At 44.0% G+C, this 15080-nt stretch carries 17 protein-coding genes; 13 read left to right on the top strand and 4 right to left on the bottom strand.

The window, feature by feature from the left end; genetic code table 11:
- The first annotated feature begins 8 nt into the window (after positions 1–8).
- Complete coding sequence (feoB, locus tag CKK33_RS03580; protein WP_095702794.1) at positions 9–2123, top strand: ferrous iron transport protein B; 2115 nt, start codon at positions 9–11, stop codon at positions 2121–2123.
- A 129-nt stretch (positions 2124–2252) separates the two neighbouring features.
- Complete coding sequence (locus tag CKK33_RS03575; protein ID WP_095702793.1) at positions 2253–2867, top strand: SprT-like domain-containing protein; 615 nt, start codon at positions 2253–2255, stop codon at positions 2865–2867.
- Between the two features lie 11 nt (positions 2868–2878).
- Here CKK33_RS03575 and ruvC read toward each other — a convergent pair whose 3' ends face one another.
- Genes ruvC through CKK33_RS19800 form a run of 3 tightly spaced genes read right to left on the bottom strand, consistent with a single transcriptional unit; the run spans position 2879 to position 4269 of the window.
- Positions 2879–3472: a crossover junction endodeoxyribonuclease RuvC gene (ruvC, locus tag CKK33_RS03570; protein ID WP_095702792.1), complete on the bottom strand. Its 594-nt coding sequence runs from the start codon at positions 3470–3472 to the stop codon at positions 2879–2881.
- Between the two features lie 18 nt (positions 3473–3490).
- Positions 3491–4129, bottom strand: a complete 639-nt coding sequence (gene aat / locus CKK33_RS03565; RefSeq protein ID WP_095702791.1) for a leucyl/phenylalanyl-tRNA--protein transferase — start codon at positions 4127–4129, stop codon at positions 3491–3493.
- Positions 4130–4140: 11 nt separating this feature from the next.
- Positions 4141–4269 (bottom strand): hypothetical protein, encoded by a 129-nt coding sequence (locus CKK33_RS19800; protein ID WP_255404594.1) that lies wholly within the window; start codon positions 4267–4269, stop codon positions 4141–4143.
- A 77-nt stretch (positions 4270–4346) separates the two neighbouring features.
- On the opposite strand from CKK33_RS19800, the gene CKK33_RS03560 reads away from it, so the two are divergent.
- The gene (locus CKK33_RS03560; protein ID WP_095702790.1) at positions 4347–5732 is read left to right on the top strand and encodes a DUF1800 family protein; all 1386 of its coding nucleotides are present in this window, start codon (positions 4347–4349) and stop codon (positions 5730–5732) included.
- A 2-nt stretch (positions 5733–5734) separates the two neighbouring features.
- Positions 5735–6931 (top strand): DUF1501 domain-containing protein, encoded by a 1197-nt coding sequence (locus CKK33_RS03555; protein WP_095702789.1) that lies wholly within the window; start codon positions 5735–5737, stop codon positions 6929–6931.
- Between the two features lie 65 nt (positions 6932–6996).
- Here CKK33_RS03555 and CKK33_RS03550 read toward each other — a convergent pair whose 3' ends face one another.
- Positions 6997–8655 carry a glutamine--tRNA ligase/YqeY domain fusion protein gene (locus CKK33_RS03550; RefSeq protein ID WP_198952436.1) on the bottom strand — a complete coding sequence of 553 codons (1659 nt, stop codon included), beginning with the start codon at positions 8653–8655 and terminating at the stop codon, positions 6997–6999.
- 207 nt (positions 8656–8862) lie between these two features.
- Here CKK33_RS03550 and CKK33_RS03545 point away from each other — a divergent pair, with 207 nt between their 5' ends.
- The 9 genes from CKK33_RS03545 to CKK33_RS03505 all read left to right on the top strand — a co-directional run bounded on the left by CKK33_RS03545 (position 8863) and on the right by CKK33_RS03505 (position 15036).
- Positions 8863–9285 carry a cobalamin B12-binding domain-containing protein gene (locus tag CKK33_RS03545; protein ID WP_095702787.1) on the top strand — a complete coding sequence of 141 codons (423 nt, stop codon included), beginning with the start codon at positions 8863–8865 and terminating at the stop codon, positions 9283–9285.
- Between the two features lie 13 nt (positions 9286–9298).
- Positions 9299–10084: an enoyl-CoA hydratase/isomerase family protein gene (locus tag CKK33_RS03540; RefSeq protein ID WP_095702786.1), complete on the top strand. Its 786-nt coding sequence runs from the start codon at positions 9299–9301 to the stop codon at positions 10082–10084.
- 251 nt (positions 10085–10335) lie between these two features.
- A complete protein-coding gene (locus tag CKK33_RS03535) occupies positions 10336–10911 on the top strand; it encodes an outer membrane beta-barrel protein (protein ID WP_095702785.1) in 576 nt (191 codons plus the stop codon).
- A 162-nt stretch (positions 10912–11073) separates the two neighbouring features.
- Positions 11074–12486 (top strand): sigma-54 dependent transcriptional regulator, encoded by a 1413-nt coding sequence (locus CKK33_RS03530; protein WP_095702784.1) that lies wholly within the window; start codon positions 11074–11076, stop codon positions 12484–12486.
- A gap of 4 nt (positions 12487–12490) precedes the next feature.
- Positions 12491–12709 (top strand): hypothetical protein, encoded by a 219-nt coding sequence (locus CKK33_RS03525; protein WP_095702783.1) that lies wholly within the window; start codon positions 12491–12493, stop codon positions 12707–12709.
- Positions 12710–12776: 67 nt separating this feature from the next.
- Entirely contained in the window at positions 12777–13823 is a 1047-nt protein-coding gene (locus CKK33_RS03520) for an AI-2E family transporter (protein WP_095702782.1), read from the top strand.
- A 91-nt stretch (positions 13824–13914) separates the two neighbouring features.
- Positions 13915–14181 carry a YtxH domain-containing protein gene (locus tag CKK33_RS03515; protein ID WP_095702781.1) on the top strand — a complete coding sequence of 89 codons (267 nt, stop codon included), beginning with the start codon at positions 13915–13917 and terminating at the stop codon, positions 14179–14181.
- Positions 14182–14225: 44 nt separating this feature from the next.
- Positions 14226–14582 carry a phage holin family protein gene (locus CKK33_RS03510; RefSeq protein ID WP_095702780.1) on the top strand — a complete coding sequence of 119 codons (357 nt, stop codon included), beginning with the start codon at positions 14226–14228 and terminating at the stop codon, positions 14580–14582.
- Position 14583: 1 nt separating this feature from the next.
- On the top strand, positions 14584–15036 hold the full coding sequence (locus CKK33_RS03505; RefSeq protein ID WP_095702779.1) for a hypothetical protein: 453 nt from the start codon (positions 14584–14586) through the stop codon (positions 15034–15036).
- Positions 15037–15080 lie beyond the last annotated feature (44 nt).

Here is a 15080-nt window from a genome sequence, read left to right as displayed (position 1 = left end):
TTTGATCATTGAAAGCTGAAATAAGAGTTGCGCTTGTAGGAAACCCCAATACCGGTAAATCAACCCTTTTTAATGCCCTTACCGGTTTAAACCAAAAGATCGGAAACTTTCCGGGTGTAACTGTTGATAAGAAAACAGGCTTTTGCCCGCTTCCTGATGGCCGCCGTGCCGAGATCATTGACCTTCCCGGAACTTACAGCCTTTACCCTAAAAGTAAAGATGAGTCTATCGTATTTTCTGTACTGGCCGAAAAAGGGTCAGATCTATCGCCCGACCTCGTAGTAGTAATACTGGATGCTACTAACCTTAAACGGAACCTGCTATTATATACTCAGGTGGCCGACTTGAAAATACCCATTATCATCGCCCTAAACATGATGGATATGGCCAGGAAGGCAGGGATAGATATAGATGTTAACCTGCTGGCTAAAAGGTTAGGTGTACCTGTTGTGCCTATTTCGGCCAGGAAGGAACAAGGTATTGACGACCTTAAAAAGCTGATCGCTTACGCCAATCAAATTCCGCTACAAACGGATAGTATTTATGTGAATGCGCTGGCTCCTGCTTTAATAGATGATATTACCGAAGAGATTGGTGCCTCGAGCCCCTATTTTGCTTTACAACTGGCACACCAGCACGAGCATCTTAAATTTCTGACTACAGAACAGAGCAACCGAATTGAGGAACTGGAAAAGAAACATTCCTTCCATTCGCAAAAAGCGCAGGCTGCCGAAACTATAGCCCGCTATAATTATATTAATGATGTGTTGTATGATACCGTACAAACACCGCAAACAGCACATGAAGAAAGCCTGAGCAACCGTATAGACCATATCCTTACCCACAAGGTATTCGGGTTTATCATCTTCATGATGGTACTGCTGTTCATGTTCCAGTCCATATTTGCATGGTCTGCCTACCCTATGTCGTTGATTGAGAACAGTTTTGTTTGGGCTGAGGGAGCTTTACGTGATATACTGCCGCCTGGCCCGGTGGCCGATCTGCTGGTTGATGGTGTGGTTGCCGGCTTAAGCGGGGTACTGGTGTTTATTCCACAGATAGCTATCCTGTTTGCTTTTATATCCATACTGGAAGATACCGGCTATATGTCGCGCGTTACGTTTATGATGGATAAGATCATGCGTAAGGTAGGTTTAAACGGCAAGTCTGTAGTTCCGTTGATAGGTGGCTTTGCCTGTGCTGTACCCTCTATTATGAGTACCCGCACCATTGAGAACTGGAAGGACCGCATGATTACCATTATGGTAACCCCACTGGTGGCTTGCTCTGCCAGGTTGCCGGTGTACACACTGCTTATTGCGCTGGTGGTACCCAACAAAAACATCTGGTGGATATTTAACCTGCAGGGACTGGCGCTTACGGGTATGTATGTGCTCAGTTTAGTTTCGGCCGTGTTGGTAGCTTTTGTTATGAAGTTTGTGCTAAAGGCCCGTGAACGCGGATACTTTATTATGGAACTGCCGGTATACCGTATGCCACGCTGGCGCAATGTGGGTCTGTCTATGTTTGAACGTTCTAAAACATTTGTTTTGCAGGCAGGCAAGGTAATTATTGCCGTATCAGTTATTTTGTGGGTATTATCCAGCTATGGTCCGGGCAAGCGTTTTGAAAAGATAGAACAGAAATACAGTCAGCCACAATTTACCCAAAGCATGACGGCTGACAGCCTCAAGAGGGTTATCTCTACCGAGAAACTGGAGAACTCTTACGCAGGCGTACTGGGCCATGTGATAGAACCCGTTATTAAACCCCTCGGCTTCGACTGGAAGATAGGTATCGCGCTCATCACCTCATTTGCCGCCCGCGAGGTATTTGTGGGCACTATGGCCACCATTTATAGCGTAGAGGGCGATGCTGACCGCATCGACTCCGTACAGGATAAAATGCGCAAAGCACGCAACCCCAATACAGGCCAGCCGGCTTTTACGCTCGCTGTGGCTTTCTCGCTCATGATGTTTTACGCTTTTGCCATGCAGTGCGCCAGTACGGTAGCCGTAGTTTACCGCGAAACTAAAAACTGGCGCTGGCCTGCCGCGCAATTTGCCTATATGACGGTGCTTGCCTACACCATGGCGTTTTTGGCATATCACCTGCTGAAATAATATCTAATAGCTAACATCTAATAGGAAATAATGAACGTCGAAGTAAGACTTCATCATTCTATATTCAAAATTCAGTGTTCGATATTATATCCATTAACAAATCCCTTATCTTTGATACAGAGGTAGAAATTGGATAAAGTAAAAGTATTAGAAAAGTATCTCCCGCCTGACGCGGCACCACTTATTGGCCGCTGGATAGATTACTTTAAGTGCGAGTTTAAAATATCGCGTAACCGCAACAGTAAATTTGGCGATTACCGGGCACCTTTTGGTGGCAAGGGGCACCGGATATCTGTAAACTACGATCTTAATCCCTACGCTTTCCTGGTAACAACGGTACATGAGTTTGCGCATTTACACACCTGGAACGAGCACAAGCAGCGCGCTAAACCACACGGCACCGAATGGAAGAATAATTTTAAGAAAATGATGCAACCTTTTTTTGAAAAGGATGTTTTTCCGGCCGATGTAAAAGCGGCGATCATGAATTACCTTGACAATCCCGCTGCTTCAAGCTGCTCCGACCTTAATTTATATCGCTCGCTCCGGAAATACGACGCGCCGAAAGAGGCGGTACATACCGTGGAAAAACTCCCTGCCAACGCTGTTTTTAAACTGAAGGACGGCCGTGTTTTCCGTATGCAGGAAAAGCTGCGTAAGCGTTATAAATGTGTAGAGGTGAGCACTAAACGTATTTACCTTTTTAGCCCGGTAGCCGAGGTTGAGATATTGCAGGAACCGTAGGCGACTGATATTTAGGTGGGTTTTTTTACCACCCTGTCGGCATTGTCTTTAATGAAGGTTTCCCAGCCTGAATAGGCTTTTTTGCTTTTGCCGCTTTTGGGGGCTTTGGTGCTTATTTTCTGGAATGAATGGCATACAGCTACAGCAAGCCCGTCTGTGGCGTCTAAAAAATCGGGCGTTTCGGTAAATTTTAGCAGGGTTTGCAGCATTGCGGCTACTTGCTCTTTAGTCGCGCTGCCATTGCCAGTTATAGATTGCTTTATTTTACGTGGAGAATATTCCGTAATATCAATACTACGGGAAAGTGCTGCAGCCATACAAATTCCCTGTGCCCGCCCCAATTTTAACATCACTTGTATGTTCTTTCCGTAAAAGGGAGCTTCTATGGCCAGGCAATCGGGGTTATATTGATCAATCAAAGCAACCGTTTTTTCAAAGATACGCTGCAGTTTAAGCATATGATCGTCGAGCTTGTCCAGTTTAACCACTCCAAGGCTGATAAGCTGGATGTGGTTCCCTTTTTCGAGTATTAAGCCATACCCCATAACAGCCGTGCCGGGGTCTATACCTAAAATAACGCGTTCTTTTACATTTGCCTGCTCCATCTGTTGCAAAGCTACTGTTTAAAGGGCTTTATTATGCAGTATATCCAAATATTCGGCTCTGTCTATGGTACGTGCACCCATACTTTGTAAATGTTCGGTGTATACCTGGCAGTCAATAAGGGTGTAGTTGCTGTTATGGCAGAGCCAGATGAGTGCAGCTTTAGAAGCATTGTTTACCAGGCTAAACATGCTCTCGCCACAGAATACCTTATCGGCATTTACGCCGTAAAGCCCTCCTGCTAAATGGCCATCTTTCCAAACCTCTACAGAATGGGCGTGGCCCAGCTGGTGCAGGGCGGAGTATGCCTCTTTCATCCCGGAGGTTATCCAGGTGCCGGTTTGTCCCTGCCGGTTTATTGTTGAACAGTGACTAACCACCTCATCAAAACATTGGTTTACAGTAATCTCAAAGATATTGCTGTTCATTATTTTCCGCATGGATTTGGAAATCATTATTTCATGCGGATAAAGTACAAACCGTTCGTGCGGCGAATACCACAGAATAGGGTCGTCTTCGCTGAACCAGGGAAAAATGCCGTTGTGATAGGCCAGCAGCAACCGCTCAACAGAGAGGTCGCCGCCTATGGCCAGTAGTCCGTCGTCATCGGCCAGCGCCGGGTCGGGAAATAACAAACGTTCATCAAGCCGGTATATCATCAAAGGCAAAGTTATGCCTTCTTGCGTATCACCAGCTTTTTATTTTGTGCCTTGGCAATGTTATCCATATACTGCTGCATTTCGGTATACTTTGCAGCCGGTATAACATGGTTATTTAATTGTAAGGTAGTAGTACACATAAATCAAATTGCCCGTAAGGGTAAAAAAAGTTTCCTGCACGCTAAACCACTTGCTGCGGGGCTTGTCTTATTTGATAATGAATAGTTTAGCAAAGATTAAGCATTTATATGCCCGTGCGGGTTTCGGGCTAAATGTAGATAAGCTGGCGCAATACCAGAAGCTATCGGTTAAACATGCTGTTGATGAACTGTTTAAGTCGTCAGATTTTTCGCAGCCCCTTAGCTTACTAACGGCTAACCAAACGTACCAAATGGCCGATAGGGCAGATAAAACAGATACCCTTACACGTAAAATGTTCCTGCAGGAGCAGCGGCAGCAGGAAAAGGACCTTAACCTTGCCTGGCTGAACCAGATGAGCAGTACTGAAGCCGTTTTACGTGAGAAGATGGTGTTGTTTTGGCACAATCATTTTGCTTGCCGTACACAAAACCCGTGGTATGCGCAGCAGCTAAACAATATACAACGCGATAACGCGCTTGGAAATTTCAAAACCCTGCTGTTGCAGGTGTCGCAATCGCCGGCTATGCTGCAATTTCTCAACAACCAGCAAAACAGAAAAGGCCATCCTAATGAGAACTTCGCCCGCGAGTTGATGGAGCTTTTTACCATTGGCCGGGGTAATTATACTGAGCAGGATATTAAAGAATCGGCAAGGGCGTTTACCGGATGGGGTTTCAATAATAATGGAGAGTTTGTGATGCGTGCGGGCCAGCACGATGAAGGCAGCAAAACCTTTATGGGCCAGAGCGGGAACTTCAAGGGAGAAGATATTATTGATATCTTGTTGCAAAAAAAGCAAACTGCTGTATTTATCTGTACCAAGTTATACCGGTACCTGGTGAATGATACGCCTGACAAAACGCATGTTAACGCCATGGCTGATTTGCTTTACAACGGCAATTATGAGCTTAGCCCGGTGCTGAAATATATTTTTACAGCCGATTGGTTTTACGCCCCGGCCAATGTGGGCAACCTTATCAAATCACCTATCGATCTCATTGTAGGCCTCAACCGCCAGTTTTACATTACCTATAACAACCCCGAAGTAATGATGCAGTTCGAACGGGCGCTTGGGCAGGTGCTGTTTTATCCGCCAAATGTAGCCGGTTGGCCGGGTGGTAAAAACTGGATAGACAGCTCATCGCTTATGTACCGTTTAAAAATACCTTCTACTGTACTTAACAACGGCATCATAGATTTCCACGGCAAAGCCGATCCCGAAGATGAAGCGCTGCTGGCAGGTATGCCTAACCGTAAACAGGTAAAAACCCAGGCACAATCCACCGCAGATTGGGATAAGTTTTTGGCCGGTATACCTAAAGGGGCTACTAAAGAACAAGTGGCTGAGGTATTATTATCGCCGGAGGTAAACAGCAATTTAAAATCAGTGATTGTGCAATCGGGCAGTATTAAATCAATGGTGGTAGAGCTGGTATCTACGCCGGAATATCAATTGTGTTAGTTATGAAAAGACGCGATTTTTTAAAAAGCAGCGCGCTGGCATCTGGCGTGTTTCTGATACCATCATTCCTGAAACCGTTCGAGGCGATGGCATCAAACGAGCTAAGCGGGTTTAAAAACCTGGTGATCATACAGCTGTCTGGTGGTAACGATGGCTTAAATACTATTGTACCCTACGGTAATGATGTTTACTATCAGAAACGAAAAACCATAGCTATCAAACAGCCTGATCTGATCAAGTTAAATGACTTGCAGGCGCTTAACCCTAACCTGGCTGCGCTTAAGGAACTTTACGACCAGGGCTGGATGAGTATCATTAACTCCGTGGGTTACCCTAATCCCGACCGGTCGCATTTTCGCTCTATGGATATATGGCAAACCGCCAGCGCGTCAGACCAATTTCTTACCACCGGCTGGATAGGCCGCTATCTTGACGCTAATTGCGCCGTGAATAAAAACCCTTATACCGCTGTCGAGGTGGATGATACCTTGTCGCTGGCCCTTAAGGGTTCTAAAATGAAGGGAATAGCCGTGCAAAACCCCGGTAAATTATACAGCAACACCCGTGAACCGTTTTTTAAGGAACTGGTTAACGAGCACAACGATAATTTGAACGAAGACAACCTGGGTTACCTGTATAAAACCATGATTGAAACCTATTCATCAGCCGATTACATACAGCAAACATCAAAAACCTATCAAACAAAAGCAGAATATCCGCAAACCGGGTTTGCTAACCAGTTAAAAAGCGTAGCTAAGTTTATTAATTCGGGTTTAAAAACACGGGTATATTATGTTTCTTTAAGCGGGTTTGATACGCATACTACTCAAATAAACCAGCAGGGCCGCCAGTTAAAAGTATACGGTGAGGGTGTAGCGGCATTTATTAAAGACCTTAAACAAACCGGCAGGCTGGATGATACCTTAGTAATGACCTTCTCCGAGTTTGGCCGCCGGGTTGAGCAAAATGCCAGCGACGGCACAGACCATGGTACGGCTAATAATGTGATGCTTTTTGGTGGTAAGCTAAACAAGCAAGGCATTTATAACAACGCGCCCGATTTGACCCAGTTAGACAACGGCGACCTGAAATACGAGATCGATTTCAGGAATATATATGCCACCTTATTGGATAAGTGGCTGAATGTGAATAACAGCACAGTGCTTAACTCCGGTTTCAGAGCGATGGATTTTGTATAGTTAGTACCTAAAAAAGAAACGCCAGGCTGCTAAAAGCCTTGCGTTTCTTTTTATAGAAATTGGGTTTATTTCTTCACCCAGCCATCTTTAAGGGTAACAGTACGGTTAAACACCAGTTTATCGGATGTGGCATTTTTATCCAGCGTAAAATAGCCCTTACGCATGAACTGTACTGGTATGCCGGCAACGGCGTTAACCAAGTCTGGCTCAATGTAAGCCGTTTTAATTACCTGCAGGCTATCAGGGTTAATGTAATCCTTAAAGTCGCCATCCTCGTTGCTTGGGTCTTCTACCTTAAACAGGCGGTCGTACAGCCTAACTTCGGCGGTTTTGGCATGCTCGACACTCACCCAGTGGATAGTGCCTTTTACGTTGATACCGCTGGTGTCGTTCCCGCTTTTTGATTCGGGTATGTAAGAGCAATGGATCTCGGTAATGTTACCTTCCGCGTCTTTCACAATGCTTTCACCTTTAATAATGTAGGCGTTTTTCAGCCTTACCATTAAGCCTATACCCAGCCTGAAATATTTTTTAGTAGGCTCTTCCATGAAGTCGTCGCGCTCAATCCAAAGTTCACGGCCAAATGGGAACTCCCTGCTGCCATCGCCGCCTTCAACCTCCGGGTTGTTTTCGCCGCTAAAAATATCGGTTTGTCCTTCAGGGTAATTGTCGATGATCAGTTTCACCGGATCAAGCACGGCCATACGGCGCCACGCAGTTTTGTTGAGGTCCTCGCGTATGCAAAATTCCAGCAAACCTACATCTATCATGTTTTCGCGTTTAGCCACCCCTATGCGCTCGCAAAACTCGCGGATACTGGCAGGTGTGTAACCACGGCGGCGTAAGCCGCTAATGGTAGGCATGCGCGGGTCATCCCAACCATCAACAAAGCCATCTTCAACCAGTTGCAGCAGTTTACGTTTGCTCATTACCGTGTAGTTGAGGTTAAGGCGGGCAAACTCATACTGTTTACTCGGGAACAGGTTAAGGCGCTCTATAAAAAGATCATACAGCGCGCGGTGGGGCACAAACTCCAGCGTACATATACTATGCGTGATTTCTTCTATGGCGTCGCTCTGGCCGTGGGCGAAATCATACATCGGGTAAATACACCATTTATCTCCTGTACGGTGGTGATGCGCGTGCTTAATACGGTACATCAGCGGGTCGCGCAGTAACATATTGGGCGATGCCAGGTCAATCTTGGCACGCAAAACTTTAGCACCATCCGGGTACTTGCCATCTTTCATTTCGGCAAACAGGCGCAGGTTCTCTTCAACGCTACGATTGCGGTACTCGTTACCGGTTCCCGGCTCTGTTGGCGTACCTTTTTGTGCGGCTATTTCTTCGGCGTTACTGTCATCAACATAGGCGAATCCTTTTTTAATGAGCTCGACGGCAAAATCGTATAATTTGTCAAAATAGTCTGAGGCGTAGAACTCATTGGCCCACTCAAAGCCGAGCCATTTTACATCTTCCTTAATGCTATCCACATACTCAACATCCTCTTTTACGGGGTTGGTATCATCAAAACGCAGGTTGGTTTTACCATTATATTTTTGGGCGAGGCCAAAATTAAGGCAAATGGATTTAGCGTGGCCGATGTGCAGGTAGCCATTAGGTTCAGGCGGGAAACGGGTAAGCACCCTGCCGTCATGTTTGCCGGCGGCTATATCCGCTTCAACAATTTCTTCTATAAAATTAAGTGATCTTTCTTCGCTCATGATATTAAAACAGGGTGTAAAAGTACTGAATTTGGCTAAATTTTACTTTTATTTACTATTCTTTACTTTAAAAGATGTTATTGTATAACAAGTTGAAATACAATAGAAAGACTTTATACTCTCTGCGGGCCATAAAGTCTCATAGCGCTATCCTCGCAATTACGCCATAGAGAAAATTTCCTACATTTACCAAAAGCAAACCGAGCTATGAGTGCCAGCCAATTTAACCGCCCCATACGTGTATTAGTAGCAAAAGTAGGCCTCGACGGGCATGACCGTGGCGCCCGTATTATTGCTACCAGCCTGCGTGATGCCGGCATGGAGGTAATTTATACCGGCTTACGCCAAACACCCGAAATGGTGGTAAACACAGCCCTGCAGGAAGATGTTGACGCTATTGGCATCAGTATACTATCGGGCGCGCATATGACAGTTTTTCCAAAAGTGTTGGCCTTATTAAAAGAAAAGCAAATGAACGACGTTTTGCTTACAGGAGGCGGTATTATCCCGGCCGACGATATGGCCGAACTTAAGGCCATGGGCGCCGGAGAATTATTTCCGCCCGGAACCAGCACACATGATATTGTAAGTTATATAACCAATTGGGTGCATACCCACCGTAATTTTTAATGCAGAAAGGGCTATGGAGTACGAGCATATAAAAGTAGAGGTAAAAGGCCTTATCCAATATATTACTATTGATCGCGAAAAGAAACTGAACGCGCTTAACCGCTTTACACTTGCCGAATTGCATGAAGCACTTACGGTAGCATTGGAAAATGCGGCTATAGGGGGCATTATTATAACCGGCACAGGGAAAAAAGCCTTTGTTGCCGGCGCAGATATAGCCGAATTTGAAGGGTTGGATTACGGAGGTGGCCGCGCACTTGCAGAAAGGGGACAGACTACCGTTTTTGATATGATCGCCAATAGTACTAAACCGGTAATTGCAGCTGTAAATGGCTTTGCCCTGGGCGGCGGATTAGAACTGGCTATGGCCTGCCACATCCGCGTCGCATCTGATAATGCCAAAATGGGCCTGCCCGAAGTCACTTTGGGTTTAATACCGGGCTATGGCGGCACGCAAAGGCTTACGCAATTGGTAGGCCGCGGTAAAGCGCTGGAGCTGATCATGACTGCCGATATGATCACCGCTGCTGAAGCACTGCAAATTGGCCTGGTTAACCATGTAGTTTTCCAGGATGATCTTTTGCCCAAAGCAGAGGAAATAATGAATAAGATACTGACGCGCTCTCCTCTTGCTATAGCCGCGGCTATACGTGCTGTTAATACTGGTACAGAGGGTAGCCGCTCAGGATATATCACCGAAATAGATGAGTTTGGAAAATGTTTTAGCACCGCTGATTTCAAAGAAGGGGTAGCGGCATTTATGGAAAAACGGCAACCAAATTTTCGGTCAAATAAATAAAAACTGTCCCGTTAATATCCTTTGATAAATAAGCAAAAAGGCGCTGTACTATGCGTATTGGGCCTTTTTTCATTTTAATTTCATCAATAATTGACAGTGTGTTGACCAAATTACCCAAATGGTCAAATTTAAATTATTGTTAATCAAACGATTAAATAATTGTGACTTTTGGATGAAAAATCCAATGCTTTTTCGTGCTTTACTTTGTGCCGTGCAAAAGAAAAAAGCACACGATCTAAATTTTTAAAATCATGAAAAGCACATTAAAAATCGCAGCATTAGTTTTAGCATTTGCAGGTTTATCATACTCAGCTAAAGCTCAAACAACCCCTACATCTACTTCAACAACTACCCCAAGCGGCATACGCTACAGCATTGGTGTAGAAACTGGTGTACCTGTAAGTAACTTTAAAGACAGCCACAAATGGAACCTTGGTGGTTCGGTACAGGCAGATATCCCGGTTGCAAGCCAGTTATTTGCTACTGTTAACGCTGGTTTTAACAATTTCTTTGGTAAAACTGTTGCAGATGTAAAATTACCTAATGTACAGTTGTTGCCGGTTAAAGCAGGTTTAAAATTCTTCCCGGTTGCTAATTTCTACATCCAGGGTGAAGCAGGTGCAGCTTTCTTATTAAACAAAGCTGATACCTACAACGACAAGTCAACAGCTTTTGTATGGGCTCCGCAAATTGGTGTACAGTTCCCTGTTAGCGCAAGCGGTAACTTTATTGATGCCGGTATCCGTTACGAGTCAACCTCAAACTACGTTACTAACATTGACAGCAAAGTGAAATTTGTAGGTTTACGTTTAGCTTACGGTTTCTAAGAACATTTACCAAAACTCAACAATTGAAAAAGGAGGCATTGCCTCCTTTTTTTATGCTTTGTACTTTAATTTTTACCCTTAATTAATAATTATTCTGATAACTTAGCGATTATTTGTATATTAATACGAATACTACATTTACCCTGTATACTATTTGGTGATATGAAGAAAATCCTCATCATTGACGATGAAGTTAACGTTGGGTTATTACTCTCAAAGTTTTTAACGCGCAACGGGTTCGAAATAACCACCGCCGCCAACGGCAGTGCAGGTATGGAATGCCTAAAAAAGGAGGAATACGACCTGGTGCTTTGCGATTTCAGGCTGGAGGACACGGATGGCCGGGAAATGCTCAAGAACATTAAGGCGCTCTATCCTAAAACCGGTGTTATTATTATTACAGGTTACTCGGATATAAAGATGGCGGTTGAACTCATCAAGATGGGGGCGTATGACTATATCACCAAACCGCTGTATCCGGATGAGATATTAAATACCATTAATAAGGCTATAGAAACGCAATACGCCCTGCAGGAAAGCGCGGGAAGCGACTATAGTAGCACTAAACCTGCCAGCTCAAAAGAAAACAAGAAGCAAGTGCTCACAGCTGAGTTTGTTGTAGGTACCAGCAAGGCCTCAAAAGAATTATACCGCCAAATAGAACTGGTTGCGCCAACCAACTACAGCGTAATTATATTGGGAGAAAGCGGCACCGGTAAAGAATCAGTTGCGAAGAGCATACACATGAACAGCCCGCGGGCCAATGAGCCATTTGTGGCTATGGATTGTGGTTCCTTAACCAAAGAGCTTGCTGCAAGTGAATTTTTTGGTCACGAAAAAGGTTCATTTACGGGCGCGCTATACACAAAAATTGGCCATTTTGAAATGGCTAACGGGGGTACACTTTTCCTGGATGAGGTAGGAAACTTATCTTATGAGATACAGGCGGCACTGTTGCGAACAGTACAGGAGCGCAAGGTAAAACGTATTGGCAGTACTAAAGAAATCGACCTGGATGTACGCATTATTATAGCGACGAACGAAAACCTGCAGGACGGTATCAACAAAGGCCGTTTCCGGGAAGACCTTTACCATCGCTTTAATGAGTTTAGTATATTTATGCCGCCCCTGCGCGAACGCGGGAATGATATTATGATGCTGGCCGAGCACTTCCTTAAAGTAGCCAACCAGGAACTTGACCGGAATGTTACCAGCTTTTCGCCCGATGTGGTAGAGTGTTTTATGAACTACCGCTGGCAGGGTAATATCCGCGAGTTAAAAAATGTGGTAAGGCGCGCTACACTATTAACCGAGGGCAATGAGATAACCATGAAAACCCTTCCACTGGAAATTTCTAATTACAGGGTGTCAGCCTTCGAATCATCACCATCTGCCGCTAATAACGAGCAGAAAGAAGCTAAGCACGACTTGAAAAACGCGGCCCTGGGCGCTGAACATGAAACCATATTAAGGGTTTTACGCGAGGTTAATTTTAACAAGACCAAAGCCGCCGAGATACTAAATATCGACCGCAAAACGCTGTATAATAAAATGAAGGCCATTAACCTTAAATAATAGTATGGAAAGCAGCGATGTTAACAGCAACATATCCACAACTGCTTTTCTGCGCTTAAGGCATGATATTAAGAACCAGTTGTCAAACATACAACTGGCCATTGCGGGCTTAAAGTTTGAATGCCAGGCAGATACCAGCGAAGATCTGGCCTTGTACATCAGCAGCCTGGAACAATCGGCAAAAGCCATTGACCTTATGCTGAATGATTTTACAAAACCTTAAAACAAAGCACCAAACTTTTTAGCTATTTGGCGCTTTACAATAAATAATTGTTCGCATGCCATAGCCTATGTCCATTTTTAATATTAAACAGCGTAATAATATTATTCTGGTAAGCATTATTGTGCTTGGCTGCTTTTTGCTGTATGCTTTAAGTGATCTGTTTAGCTCTATATTGGGCGCTATTGTTTTGTTTACCATTTTTCGGCCGTTTTACCTCTGGATGGTAGAAAAGCGTGGGTTTAACCAATCCTTCGCTACGATGATCATTATCTTTATATCACTTATTGTCATTGTAATTCCCTTCCTTTTTATCAGTATCATGGTGATCGGTAAGATATCCAACATCAACCGGGAGTCGCTACAAATTGATAAGTGGACGCAAAAAATAGATGATTTTACCGCCGCCAACCTGGGGCAGCCAAAGTTTGCTGAAAGTACCCTGCAAAAACTCGGCGCCTACGTAGCCGATCTGTTTCCGTCTTTACTCAGCAGCGCGGCAAATATTGTGCTCACCCTTTTGGTGATGTACTTTTTACTCTATTTTATGTTTGTGCAAAGGCGCGAATTTGAGCAAACGCTTTTAAAATATGCCCCATTTCGTGAGCAGCATGCTTTGAAGTTTGCTACTGAGCTGCGTAATTCAACCTACTCCAATGTACTTGGGCAAGGTATAATTGCCATTACACAAGGCGCTTTACTGGCTAACGGGTTTTGGATATTTAACATCCCCGACCCTATATTTTGGGGGGTAATAGGCGCGTTTATATCGTTCCTGCCTGTAGTTGGCGCACCAACACTTTGTATACCGGCCAGTATTATATTATACGCTAACGGTGATAAGGTGCAGGGGGTTATACTTTTACTTTATGGCATACTGTTTATAGGCAATGTAGATAACGTACTGCGCATGATCATTAACCGGCGAGTAGGTAATACACATCCTATTATTACCGTTATAGGTGTATTTATTGGGTTGCCGATGTTTGGTATATTGGGCCTCGTTTTCGGGCCGGTATTATTATCGTATTTCCTGCTGCTGCTGGAAATATATGAAACCAACAGGATGGCTGAGGACCGCCTTGAGCGCGTGCGAACAGGTCCGGAAACTCCGTAAATTTTAGTATAATAGCACCTGATTGAAGCATAAGCCACAACTTATTTAATAATAAAGCAAACAATTATCCAACTTAAAAATTTATATAACTATGAACGATAACACAAAAGTGGTAGTTGCCCTACTGGCAGGATTAGCAGCAGGCGCGGCGTTAGGAATATTATTTGCTCCTGATAAAGGTTCAGAAACAAGAGATAAACTAACCGAATCATTAAACAACCTTGGCGATTCTATCAAAGAAACTGCCGCTGCAGAAATTGATAAACTGGTTGGCCTAAAGGACAAGGTTGTTGAGAATATAAAAAATAAAGTAAAAGGCGCTGAAGAAGAATATCAGGACGACCTTGAGCATGCTTAAAAATAGTTTCCTTCTACCGATAACCCGGTGTTAAACATCTACCAATGGAACCTGGAAAAGAAAAAGAACCAGAACAACAGCCCGTGCGCCCAATAATTGAACAGCTTAAGGAGTATGCTGAAACGCGCCTTAAGCTATTTAAATATGAAGCGATTGAACGGGGTTCGTCAATAATAGCAGATATTATTACAGACATAATAATCATAGTGTTGTGTTTGCTCGCCTTTTTATTTCTCAGTTTCACACTTGCATTATGGGTGGGCAGCCTGTTACACTCATACTGGCAGGGCTTTGGTTGTGTTACGGTATTCTATGCACTTATAGCCGTTGTTATGATGGTTGCCAAGCGCGGTGTTCAAAGGCCTTTAATAAACATCATGATTAAAAAGCTTTTTAAATAAAATGGAATTACCTGTAAATAACATTACTGATCTGCGCGCCGAAATAGCCAGGTTAAAAGGATTAGAGGCACAACAGTCTGTGGCGTTAAAAGCCCGGTTTAGTGGGCCTGCTGCTATATTTTCAACCGTGCTTTCTTTATTCCCCGGGTCTGCCACTGTAGATGGTATTAAACATGCCGGATTTTTTAAACAGGACTTTTTAGGATTGCTATCAAGGTTTGTATTACCCATCACACTTAATAAAACCTTATTCAGAAAATCGAACTTCCTTATAAAAACTATTGTGGGTGTGCTATCTCAAAAAGCATCATCTTACATCAGTGAAGATTCGGTAAGTAGTGTATGGCACAAAGCTAAAGGCCTTTTTGATGGTCTTTTTAAGAAAAAAGAGAAACCGGTTAAGGTGAAGGTGGAAGTTGTAGAGGAGTCTCCGTTGCTTAAACATATGCATTAAAGTATATCTTATTGCAAAAAATGGTAAAAGAGAGGGATAAGCGC

The sequence above is a fragment of the Mucilaginibacter sp. MD40 genome, assembly GCF_002288635.1.
Classification (GTDB): domain Bacteria; phylum Bacteroidota; class Bacteroidia; order Sphingobacteriales; family Sphingobacteriaceae; genus Mucilaginibacter.
This window is presented reverse-complemented; position numbering and strand designations above follow the sequence as displayed.